9 protein-coding genes and 1 pseudogene are annotated in these 11,456 nt (G+C 68.5%); 1 reads left to right on the forward strand and 9 read right to left on the reverse strand.

All coding sequences use genetic code 11. The features are described from left to right. Positions 1-91: 91 nt before the first annotated feature. The 6 genes and pseudogenes from HR086_RS06765 to HR086_RS06790 form a co-directional block, all read right to left on the reverse strand. Complete coding sequence (locus HR086_RS06765) at positions 92-2,149, reverse strand: hypothetical protein (protein ID WP_174465158.1); 2,058 nt, start codon at positions 2,147-2,149, stop codon at positions 92-94. Between the two features lie 186 nt (positions 2,150-2,335). Beyond that, positions 2,336-2,946 (reverse strand): annotated as a pseudogene (locus HR086_RS06770) (double-CXXCG motif protein). After that, positions 2,882-3,034 (reverse strand): double-CXXCG motif protein, encoded by a 153-nt coding sequence (locus HR086_RS49715; RefSeq protein ID WP_174465169.1) that lies wholly within the window; start codon positions 3,032-3,034, stop codon positions 2,882-2,884. The pseudogene HR086_RS06770 and the gene HR086_RS49715 overlap by 65 nt, the downstream one beginning before the upstream one ends. 130 nt (positions 3,035-3,164) lie before the next feature. Then, positions 3,165-3,953, reverse strand: a complete 789-nt coding sequence (locus HR086_RS06780; protein ID WP_373564263.1) for an ROK family protein — start codon at positions 3,951-3,953, stop codon at positions 3,165-3,167. A gap of 77 nt (positions 3,954-4,030) precedes the next feature. After that, positions 4,031-5,224, reverse strand: a complete 1,194-nt coding sequence (locus HR086_RS06785) for a glycosyltransferase (RefSeq protein ID WP_174465159.1) — start codon at positions 5,222-5,224, stop codon at positions 4,031-4,033. Then, positions 5,209-6,696: an asparagine synthase-related protein gene (locus HR086_RS06790; RefSeq protein WP_373564264.1), complete on the reverse strand. Its 1,488-nt coding sequence runs from the start codon at positions 6,694-6,696 to the stop codon at positions 5,209-5,211. Before HR086_RS06790 ends, HR086_RS06785 begins: the two co-directional genes overlap by 16 nt. A 54-nt stretch (positions 6,697-6,750) precedes the next feature. Here HR086_RS06790 and HR086_RS06795 point away from each other — a divergent pair, with 54 nt between their 5' ends. Further along, positions 6,751-7,539 (forward strand): radical SAM protein, encoded by a 789-nt coding sequence (locus HR086_RS06795; protein ID WP_141641139.1) that lies wholly within the window; start codon positions 6,751-6,753, stop codon positions 7,537-7,539. A gap of 9 nt (positions 7,540-7,548) precedes the next feature. On the opposite strand, the gene HR086_RS06800 is transcribed toward HR086_RS06795, so the two are convergent. From HR086_RS06800 to HR086_RS06810, 3 genes are all read right to left on the reverse strand, one after another. Then, entirely contained in the window at positions 7,549-8,547 is a 999-nt protein-coding gene (locus HR086_RS06800) for an aldo/keto reductase (protein WP_141641140.1), read from the reverse strand. Positions 8,548-8,601: 54 nt separating this feature from the next. After that, positions 8,602-10,782, reverse strand: coding sequence for an ATP-binding protein (locus HR086_RS06805; protein ID WP_217441705.1), 2,181 nt, complete (start codon positions 10,780-10,782; stop codon positions 8,602-8,604). Between the two features lie 295 nt (positions 10,783-11,077). Continuing rightward, positions 11,078-11,434: a hypothetical protein gene (locus HR086_RS06810; protein ID WP_174459067.1), complete on the reverse strand. Its 357-nt coding sequence runs from the start codon at positions 11,432-11,434 to the stop codon at positions 11,078-11,080. Between the last annotated feature and the right edge of the window lie 22 nt (positions 11,435-11,456).

An 11,456-nucleotide genomic window follows, 5' to 3' on the forward strand; every position in this document is an offset into this window, starting at 1 on the left:
GGCTTTTTCTTGCGCAATTTCACGCGGGCCGCCCGTCCGGCCCCGCCGCGCACACGCCGTTCTTTCGAGCGCCCGGCGTGTGCGGAGGGGCTCAGGGCGTCAGGGCTCCGTTGGTGATGACGAGGTCGTCCAGATAGCCCCGGTAGTCGCCGGTGCCCGCGGGCCTGTCATAGCTGACCAGGATGCGGTCCACCGTCTTCCCGTTCAGCCACTGCCCCACGTTGCTCTGGATGCGCGTCCAGGTGTTGAGCGGAATCGCTCCGCCGTGGCCCGCGTGGGCGTGCAGGCTGAACCCGTTGGAGTCGGTGGCGCCGCTGTCTCGCAGCGTTGTCCCGTCCGTGCAGACGAAGTCCACGGCGACATAGCGGCCGTGGTCCTGCTGCGGGTGAAGCCAGTAGCTGAGCTTCGTCGTGGCGGTGATGGGGATGTTCACGTCGAACACGCGCGCGTTCGCATAGGACACCGTCGCGCTGGTGTCCTTGCCCGAGTACATCAGCGCAGCGAGCCCCGTGTGCGGCGACTCCTGGCGCGGCGAGCACTCCACCTGCGTCGCCCACGTCTGGGCCACGACGTTCTGGCTCGCCTCCACCGAGTCCAGCCACGTGGGCTGCGGGTCCGTGCTCTCGAAGCCGGACTGGAACAGCACGCCGCCCGCGGGGGCGGGAGGGATTTCGAAGGAGACCACGTGGTAGGGCGGCACGCTGTAGGTGAAGGCGGAGCCCGTGAAGGGGACCGGGGTGTACGCGGTGGGGTTCGCCGTGGTCGCCGCGTTGACGACGCGGACCTTCACGGTGCCCGTGGCGCTGCCGTGGTTGGCCAGGGAGACGGTGACGTCATACGTGTTGCCCACCGTGTCCTTGTTCACCACGGTGAGGAACGTCGTTCCCGTCGCGGTGTCGCGGCTGGCGAGGGCCTCCAGATTGGCCGTGCCGCCCGTCGTCGTCAGCCGCTGGTTGCCCGTGTAGTTGCCGAAGAGGAACAGCGTGAAGTACGGCTTGTAGGGCGTGAAGTCCGTGTTGGTGAGCAGGCCGAGGTGGTTCTTGTCGTTCTCGGAGAGGTTGTAGAGGGTGAAGAGGTCGACTCCGCCCTTCATCGCGTTGATGAGGGCGCTGGCCGTCCACGTCGCGTTGAACTCGCTGTGGTACTTCGGGTTGAAGGCCGCGAAGTCACCCTGGGCCACGTTGTACTCGGTGATGGCCGCGCCGTACTTCTTGCCCGAGGGGCCGGTGAGCACGCCGTTGAGGCCGCCGTTCTTCACCTTGATGACGTCGTCCTGGTAGTGGGGCTTCGTCCAGGCCATCCGGTCCGCGTCCGTCTTGGAGGTGTCGTCGGCCCAGGGGCCGTAGTTGTGCCAGCTCAGGAGGTCCAGGTTCGCCTCCAGGTTCTTGGCCGCGTTGGACAGCCAGCTCTCGGTGGGGCCCTTGTCCAAATCTCCGGAGTGCGAGTCCACGGGGCCGATGAGCTTGAGCGTCGGGTCCTTGGCGCGCATGGCCGTCGCGACGGTGGAGTAGAAGGTGTTGTAGTCCGCCATGGAGGCGAAGTGGCCGTCGCCTTCAATCGTCGGCTCGTTCCACATCTCGAAGTAGCGGACGGACTTCGCGGTGCCCAGCACCTTGTCCACGTTGTAGCGCTGGACGAGGCCCGCCATGAAGTGGCCGTACTCGGCCCAGTCGGCGGAGAGGATGACCTTGGTGGGGCTGAACGTCTTGGTGACGCCCGCGGGGAAGCCACACACGACGATGAGGGGTTCGGCGCCCGCGTCCCAGATGGTGTTGAGCAGCGCGTCGAGCGTCGTCCAGTTCCAGGTGTCGTGTGCCGGGTAGACGTCGCTGTTGTTGTACAGCCCCCACTGGGTGAGTCCCACGCGGACGATTTTCACCTTCGCGTCGGTGATGCGCTGGCGGAGCGCCGCGTTGCCGGGCCAGTGCGCGATGTGCTTGTCCGGCGCTCCGACACCCCAGGAGTACGGGCTGATGGGGCCGGCGTTGGACGCGGAGTCGAGAGTCACGGTGGTGGCCAGGGCCGCGCGTGCGACGCCCGGGGGTTCTGGAGGGGAGTGCTCGGGGGCGGTGTTTCCGCAGGCGCTCAGCAGCGCGAGGCAGAGGCCGCCGATGAAGGGCTTGAGGGAGAGGCAGGGGTGTGGTGACAAGGGGTTCCTCCGGATGTCTGACTTGATGCCGCGTTCAGGTCCGGCGTGAAGCTAGAAGTCGACTCCGTGAGGCGCAACGCGAAATGCCGCCAGGTCTGTCTTTGACGGTGGCGCTGCGGAATTCGCGCGAGGATGTTTCACCGTGCTGATGGTGGGGCGGTCCGGTTCGGCCCGGACCGGAATGGGTCAGCGTGTTGGCAGCTCGCGGAAGGTCATGCCGACGAGCCCGAGGCGGTGTACGGCGTTCATGAACTGCTCGGTGCCGATGATCATCGTGGCGAAGTTGCCCACGCGGAAGAGGTCGAGGTCCTGAGGGAGGCCGCGTCCAGGATGGGTTCGTCGGGGCGCGTGAGGTCGAGCCGGCCACATGTCTGGCACGGTGGAGGCGTGTCCGAGGGGATGCAGTCCGGGTGAAGCTGGCCGAGCGGCTCAAGTTGAGGCTCAAGCAACTCCGGCGGGTTCTTCTTACGGAATCGCAGCTCCGTGCGGGCACCGAGCAAGCCTCGCACGCCCGCAGCCTGAAGTCGTTCGAGCGTTTCCCGGCGCATCAGCAGCATGGAATCTCCCAACCATGTGAAGGGACCAAACTCTCCAAAGGCACGTCCCACCAACGGTCCGAAGGTCGTTCCAGGCGGCAGTGCCGCACCGAGGGGTGCCAAGGGTCGCACCAACTCGCGCAGGCGTATGAACTCAGAGAAGGACTCAAGTCTGGCCTTCACGAACTCATCGACCTCAGGCAGTTGTGACAGGTCGACACAAGGGTAGTTGCGACCCGAGCCGGCGCCAGGTGGCGCCACAGGCGGGGCAGCTCAATCCGGGCAGTCCCCACTTGTGGGCGGCTTCGAACTCTCCATCGAACGTTGTTTCCGACCTGTCTTCACGTATCCAGAAGAACCGTGTCCTCGGTTTCTACTCACCAGGATGGGCACATCGAGTTGAGCAGTGAAGGCCAGAGTGCGTTAGGGATTCGCATGGACCGCGAAGGCTATCAGGTCTTGGTCACCGAGCTGGCGTCCTACTCGCTGGGTGATGCGGAAGTCGTGAGCAGTGCTCCTCCGGGGCCGAAGCCCAGCGTGAGGCAGAGGATGCGACGGTGCTTGTGCTTTCGGAGCTCCAGGCGCGCCGCCTCGGCCGCGAGCTCCGCGTCGTTGAGCACGAGCACCTCTCCGCCACCCGGCAGGGCTGCTTCCTCCAGGATGTCGGTCACCAACGATGCATGCCCTTCCCAACCATAAGTGCAGCCTCCCGGAACGAGAGCCTCATCCAGGGGACAGGGAAGCGCGAGACACACGCCCTCCACGGCCAGGTGACCGAGGTTTCGTGTACAGGCCCGCAGCGCGTTGGCGATGAAGTGCACCGCCGCGACGATGTGGTGCCCATCCGTGGGGCGAGGCATCCCGATGAATAGGCGGGGCAGCGTGTGGAGGTCCCGCTCGAAGACACGTTGGACTCCAGGGCGCGCGCACTTGATGCTCGTCTGGCCCACGTCGAGCACCAGCGGCGTTCGCGCCGCCACAAGCGCGAAGCCCGCGTACGCGGGCGCGAAGCGCGGCGACTCCGAGACATACACTGGACACCCGAGCGCGGCAGTGGCCTTCTCCACCCCCACCTCGAAACCCTCCAGGCAGGCCAGTCCTCCACTCAACCACACCGCATCCACGGAATGCCGATGCACCAATTGTTCAAGTGCGCTCGTGAGCGCTGGAAACAGTTGCTCCGCGAGCTGGTCCTCTGGCACCCCCGCGCGTCGGTCGGCCTCCACTCGCGGCGCGCCAATCAACTCCCACAACTCGCGTCCGAACACTGGGAGGTTCCACACCTCCAGCGGTGTCACTCTCTCCGCGTGGTAACGACGGGCCGTCCACCTTCGCGGCGCGGAACTCACGCGACGAGCCCGGCGATTCGCTCCGCTGCATCCTTCGCGCCGTCTCGGGATTGATACGACTCCGAGATGGCCGCCACCTTCGCGCGCAACGGCGTTCCCGGCTCCAGGAGCTGGCGAAGCGCGGCGCGACAGTCCTCCACCGTCAACGTGTCCAGCTCCCGCGTGAGTCCCGCCCCCGAGGCTCGGAGGAAGTGCGCCTGGATGGGCTGGTCATTGCAAACAGGCAACAGCAGCAGCGGCACGCCCGCCGTCAGTGCTTCCATCACGGAGTTGGCGCCTCCATGCGAGACAAAGACAGACGCCCGCGGAAGGAGCTGCCGCTGCGGCGTATAGGGCACCGCCACCACGTCCCCTGGCAACGAGCGCGAGAAGTCCGTGTCCGCCAGCTCACCCGCGCTCAACACCACCGTGACACCCAGCGGCGCGGCGGCTTCCGCGATGGTGTGGAACAGCGTGGGCTGCCATGAAATCTGACTGCCGAAGGACACGTACACCACGGGCTTCGAACCCAATCGCTCCCACGGGAAATCCACCTCGTCTCCCCGAGGCTCGGGTGGAATCGACGGGCCCACCAGCCGCCCGGCGGGAGGAAGGTCCACCTCCGGTCCGAGGAACGCCTCCGTGGCGAAGAGGATGTTGAGGTGGGGCGAGAGGGCCTCGCAGTTGCGGAAGCTCGCCACGAAGCCATGTCGTGCGAACAGCTCCGCGCGCTCCTTCGCCAGGGCTCGCACGTTGCGGCGCAGCCCGTAGTCCTCCATGGGCTCCAGCAGCGAGAGCGCGGAGGACACTCCGGCCCACGGTATCCGCTCCTGATGCGCGGCCAGCACCGCCGCATACTGCATCCCATCCAGCGCCATGACGTCCGGACGGAAGCGACGCACCACCTCGCGCACGGGCTCGATGAGCGCGGGCACCGCATCCAGCAACAGGCCGCGAATCCACTTCCCCAGGGCCACCTCGTCACGCACCAGCCGGGCCAGCGCCTCGCCGCCCGTTTCAATGGTGGGAGCATCCCTCGCCGAGTGGGGCAGGTGCAGCACCTCCACGCCGAGCTTCGCGAGCTGAGGCGCGGGCTCGGGGATGCAGAGCCAGCCCACGGTGTGGCCCAGGCGGCGCAGCCACTGCGCGACGCCCATCATCGGGTTGATGTGGCCCTTCTCAGGCGAGGTCGCAATCAGGATTCGGGACATGGGGAGCCGTTCGCTGCGTGCGCGTGGAGCATGGCGAGGGAGCACAGCCGCATCAACAGGCGATCCACGCCATCCGCCTCCGGAGCCTCGGGCTCCATTCGCGTGTAGCGCTCCAGGAGCGTGAGCACGGCCTTCGGGTCGATGACCGCCAGCGGCTCCAGTCGCGAGGCCGACAGCCAGGCGCGGTACAGCTCCAGCCACCGGGTACGCACGGGGCTTGAGAGTGCCGTGTGCCCATAGCGCGGCGTCTTGCGCGCGAGCCGGACCTCGTCGGGGACGAGTCCTCGCACCGCGTGGCGGAAGAGCCACTTGCCGACTCCCTCGCGGACGAGCGAGGACTCGGGCAGCGAGAGCGCCACGTCCGCGAACCGGGAGTCGAGATACGGCGTGTGCACCGTGAGTCCGTGGGCCCGCGCGCCCCTCAGCTCGGGAGGAAGTACCAGCTCGCGCAGCACCCACTCCGCGTAGCGGACCTCCTCGGAGACCTCCATGTCTTCGGGAGACCAGGGCCCGCCACGGGCCGCGTTGGAGAGCTCCGGGCCGTCCTCCTGGGACCAGGGCCCGCCACGGACCGCGGCGGAGGCCTCCGTGTCTTGGAGAGACCAGGGCCCGCCACGGACCGCGTCGGAGAGCTCCGGGCGGTCCTCTTGGGACCAGGGCTCGCCACGGGCCTCGTCTGGACTCCTCCCCAAGTTGTCCACAGCGGCGCGTAGGACCGTCCGTGCGAGTCGTCGGTCTTCCTCGATGCGCGCGAGCGCCGAAGCGAGCGCCAGGGGATTGCCCCTCAACACCTCATCGGCGCCGGCTCCGCTCAGCATCACCGAGGCTCCGAGCCGCTTCGCCTCCGCGTAGAACGCGAAGCTCGCCACCGCCCGTGCATTGAGGATGGCGCCCTCGTTGGCGATGACGGCGGGCTCGAACAGGTCCGGCAGGAGGGCATCCGGAATCGGAACGTCGACCTGCTCCACTCCCGCGAGCCGGGCCACCGTCCTCGCGTTGTGTCGCTCGACCGCGTCGGCGAAGTGGACATCCATGCTCCACGCGCGAACCCGGCCCGGTGCATGCCGCGCCGCCAGCGTGCACAGCACGGCGCTGTCCACGCCGCCGCTCAGGCTCACGTCCAGCGCGCCCGAGGCCACCCGGGTACCGACAGCGTCGGAGCACGCGGCCAGGAGCGCCCGTGCTCGTGGCTCGTCATCTTCTTCCGGGGAGCGCGGTGAGGATTGGCGGCGGATTCGCGGCGGGAGCGGCGCCACGCGGCTCACCCCTCGAAAGAGGCTCCAGGTCGACGGCAGGCTGTGTCGCAGGAACGCCGTGACGGATGCAGGCTCCAGGCCCACGACTTCACCGCTCAGGAGCGGGAGCAGGCGCCACACCGACTCCACGGGAGCGTCCGTCCGGGGTCCGGCTGTCGGCTGGTAGGAGGGCAGGGCGGCGAGCGGGCCGCTCGGGTCGCCGGGAGCGTCGGACACGCGGGGACTGTCGCAAGGCCCGGGGGCACCCGGCAACCCCGCTATAGTCCCTCCGTGCGTTACGAGCTGCACGACGGCCGAATCCTCACCTGGTCCCTGGAGACGCACGTCGTCACCCACTGCAACCTGCGCTGCGTGCAGTGTTGCCCCATGTCGCCCCACCTGCCCGCCTGGGCCGTGGAGCCCGCCGTGCTCGGCGCCGACCTCACCCGGCTCGCCCGCGTGCTCAAGCCCAACATCTTCAAGCTCACCGGCGGCGAGCCCTTCCTCCACCCGGACCTCCCCGCCGTGCTCGACGCCGTCCGCGCGTCAGGCATCTCCGAGCAGCTCTCCGTCACCACCAACGGTTTCCTCGCCCAGAGCGCGCCCGACGCCGTCTACGAGCGCCTGGACCGGATGACCCTGTCCGTCTACTCCTCCGCTCCGCTGCCGGAGAAGTCCCTGGCCCGCATCACCGAGCGCTGTGCGCGACACGACGTCCTCCTCACGGTGAAGCACATCGACGCCTTCCAGCAGCTCACCCCGGACGCGCCCCTGGCCACCGACGCGGAGGTCCGCGACGTCCACGCGCGCTGTTGGCTCAAGGTCCGCTGCCACCTGGTCCACCGGGGCCACTTCTACACCTGCACCCGTCCGCCTCACGTGGCCACGGTGCTGGGCCCCTCGCACCCGGAGATGCCCGCGCTGGCCGAGGTGGATGGTGTGCGCCTCGACGCTCCGGAGCTGCTGGAGCGGATGCTCGGCCACCTGGAGCGGGACACGCCGCTGGCCACCTGCCGCTACTGCCTGGGCGCCAGTGGCCCGTGGCAGCCGCACGCGCAGCTCCCACGGGCCCACGGCTGACCCCCGAGGCTACTCGCGGGACTTCGACAGCGCGCGCTGCATCGACGCCGGATAGCGGTCTCCCACCGCGACGCCCGGAGGCGCCACGAGGTCGATGTCCTTCAGGTCCTTCTCCGTGAGCTTCACGTCGAGCGCGCCCAGGTTCTCATCCAGGTACTTGCGCCGCTTGGTGCCCGGGATGGGGACCACGTCCTGGCCGCGCGCCATCACCCACGCGAGCGCGAGCTGCGCGGGCGTGCAGCCCTTGTCCTTCGCCAGCCGCTCCACCTTCACCACCAGCTCCAGGTTGCGCGTGAAGTTCTCCCCCTGGAAGCGCGGCGAGTGGCGGCGGTAGTCGTCCGCGGCCAGGTCCTCGTAGCGCTTTATCTGCCCCGTCAGGAAGCCGCGCCCCAGCGGGCTGTACGGCACGAAGCCGATGCCCAGCTCGTGGCAGGCCTGGAGCACCCCGTCCTCCGGCTCGCGGCTCCACAGCGAGTACTCACTCTGGAGCGCGGCGATGGGGTGCACCTTGGAGGCCCGGCGCAGCGTGTCCGCATCCACCTCCGACAACCCCAGGTGCCGCACCTTGCCCGCGCGCACCAGGTCCGCCATGGCCCCCACCGTGTCCTCGATGGGCGTCGACGCGTCCAGCCGGTGCAGGTAGTACAGGTCGATGACGTCCACGCCCAGCCGGCGCAGGCTGGCCTCGCACGCGCGCTTCACGTACTCGGGGCTGCCGTTGATGCCGCGCGCCTGCGGGTTGTTCGGGTCCCGGACGATGCCGAACTTGGTGGCCAGGACGACCTTCGCGCGGTGGGGCTTGAGCACCCGGCCCACCAGCTCCTCGTTGCTTCCAGAGCCGTACATGTCCGCCGTGTCGAAGAAGGTGATGCCCTTGTCCAGCGCGTGCAGCAGCGTGGCTTCCGACTCGGCGTCATCCCGCCCCGCGTAGAAATCCGACATCCCCATGCAGCCCAGGCCCAAGGCGGACACCTTCAGGCCCTGCTTTCCGAGAGTCCGTGTCTCCATGTCGACAGCCCCTTCGCCGGCCGCCGACATGGCGTCCGTTTTCGCGCGGAGCCTTTACTGTGGCTGGGCCACCGACGCGTCAACTGGAAGCGTTCGCTCCCGAGGCAAATCGACGGTGAAGGTGGAGCCGCGGCCCTGCTCGCTCTCCACGCGCACCCGCCCTCCCATGGCCTCCACCAGCGTCCGGGTGATGTAGAGGCCCAGGCCCAGGCCGCCATAGTGCCGCTCCGACACGGCGCGCTCGAAGCGGCCGAAGAGGCGCGGCAGGTGTTCGGGCGCAATCCCGATGCCCTGGTCCCTCACCCGCAGGCGCGCACGGGTGGGGCCCTGCTCCAGGCTCAGCTGGATGGGCTTGCCCGAGCCGTACTTCACCGCGTTGTCGATGAGGTTGGTGACGACCTGCTCCAGCCGGAGCCGGTCCCATCGACCGATGAGGCCCGACTCGCCTCCCTCCACCTCCAGCGTGGAGCCGGCCCGGGTCGCGTGGGGCTCGTAGCGCACCACCACCTCGCGGATGAGCGCGCCCAGGTCCACGTCCTCCAGTTCCAGGGCCAGCCTGCCCGCGGCGATGCGCGACACGTCGAGCAAATCTCCCACGAGCTCCGCCAGCTTCTTCACCTGCCGGGCGCCCGTGTCCACGTAGCCTTTCACGACGGAGTAGGGGATTGCGTCGGGGTGGCGCTCCAGCTCGCGCGCGAGCGCCTGGAGCTTGAGGCTCAGCGGGGTGAGGGGCGTCTTCAGCTCGTGACTGGCGATGGAGAGGAACTCGTCGCGCAGGCGGATGGCCTCCTGGGCCTCGCGGTACAGGCGCGCGTTCTCCATGGAGAGCGCGGCGCGGTACGCCAGCTCCAGCCCGAAGGCGAGGTCCGCCTGGGTGTAGCGGCGGTTGGAGAACGAGGTGAAGAAGCTGAAGACTCCCAGCGTGTGGCCGCGCACCACCAGCGGCACGGCGATGAAGGAGCGCAGGCCGGTGGCCAGCATCACCCGGGCGTGGTTCTCGTTGTGGGCGCTGCGCTTGATGTGCGCGGGCGTCATCTCCTCCAGGAGGATGGCCTCGCCGCGCAGGAGCGCCGCGGTGGGCGGATGGCGCGGGTTGCCCTCCGGCATGAGCTGGAAGTTGAGGACCTCCGCGGCGGTGGCGGCGTCCTCGGGGCGTGCGTGGGCGACCTCCAGCCGGCGGAAGTTGCCATCGGGTTGCGCCAGGTCCACGAAGCACCAGTCCGCGAGCGCGGGCACCACGAGCTTGGCCAGGTTGCGCATCGTCGCCTCGTAGTCGAGCGAGGACGCGAGCACCGTGCTCACCTCGGCGAGGACGCGGGTGCGGAACTCGGCCTGGCGCAGTTCGATGGCCAGGGCCTCCGCGCGCTGGCGTGCGTGCACCAGGTCCGTCACGTCGAAGCCGAAGCCCGCGATGCCGTCCACCTGTCCCTGGGTGTCGCGGGTGGGCTGGTAGACGAGGTTGTGGAAGGTCTCCTTCTCCATCCCGTCCGTCTGGAGGAAGCGCAGCGGCACGGCGTTGCCCACGAAGGGCTCACCCGTGGCGAAGACGCGGTCCAGCACGTCGCGCGCGTCCTGCTCCGCCACCTTCACCACGCCCTCCTGGAAGGGCATGCCCAGGGTGTCCCGGCTCTTCAAGAGCGAGCTGTTGCGCGCGTTGGAGAAGTCGAAGTCGTGCGAGGCGCCGCGCAGGAAGAAAATCTGCGCGGGGGCCTGCATGAAGATGGTGTGCAGGCGAGTCCTCGCGGCCTCGGACGCGGCGCGGGCCTGGCGCTCGCTCTCCAGCAGCCCCGCACGCTCCTCCATGGCCCGGCTGAGCGACACGTTCAGCTTGGTGATGAAGATGGCGAGCAGGGCGAAGATGCCCAGGGACAGCACATCCGCGGACCTCATCTGGAGTGTCAGCCGCGGCGGGAGGAACTCGTGGTCCACGGCTCCCAGCGACAACGCCGTCACCAGGAGCGCGGGCCCCCAGCCTCCCCACCAGCCGGCCACCATGACGGCGCCATAGAAGAAGAGGAAGGGGCTGGTGGACATCAGCGACGCGAGCTCCATCTGGAGCAGCAGCGCGCAGAGGAAGAAGAGCAGGGCGACGCCATAGCGGCCCAGTCGGGACTTCTGAAGCCAGCTCCAGGCCTTTCGGGGGTCCGGCGTGAGGCGCTGCTCGAGCGGAGCCGACAGGGAGCGCGTGCTCCCCGACGGACGGGTGGTTTCCAGATGCGAGACGGGCGTGGGCAAGGCGAGGGGCCTCCTCACGGCGAGGGAGCACCGCGAGCGTCCGGAATCGAAACGCTCCCGGCGCGAGGCGGGGTCCGCGCATGATGGTCCTACTTGGCGCTCGTCTGCCTTCTTCTCGGATGCAAGTGATTGAAGGAGCACGCTCGGCGGTTCAACGCGCGACTTCTTGCTCCGACTTGTTGAGTGGACAGCTCCCCCGAGAGGGACGGGGCACCACCGACCCGGTGTTCCCTGACGCTGACGATGAAGTCTTTCAGGTGTGTTGTTTGTGAATGGCGCCGTGTGAGGGTTGGCGTCAAATCATTGGAGCTTCGAGCATGTCACGCATGCGCATCGAGTCTCGGTCCTGAGGCCTCCCCATGCTGAACGAGTCCGACTGGGACAGGAGGCCGGGGCCCTGGGACATGCCCTTGTTGTACTTCCGGGTGGGGCAGCAGTGACCATCGATGCCCATGCTCGGGCCGCCCATGTTGCTCGGGCCCATGTCGAAGCGGTCCCGCATCAGCATGGGATTGCCGATGAAGCTCCCCGGAGGTGCGGAGCCACCGTTGCCCGTGGCGCCCTGGAGGGTGATGGGCTCCTGAGTGGCCGGCTGCTTCTGGACCTGCCGCAGGTGAAGCGTGTGCCTGGCGGAAGAGAGCTTTGGGGTCATGGCGTGTACCTCCAAGTGGGCG

It is taken from the genome of Myxococcus sp. CA039A (assembly GCF_013336645.1).
GTDB classification, from domain to species: Bacteria; Myxococcota; Myxococcia; order Myxococcales; family Myxococcaceae; genus Myxococcus; species Myxococcus llanfairpwllgwyngyllgogerychwyrndrobwllllantysiliogogogochensis.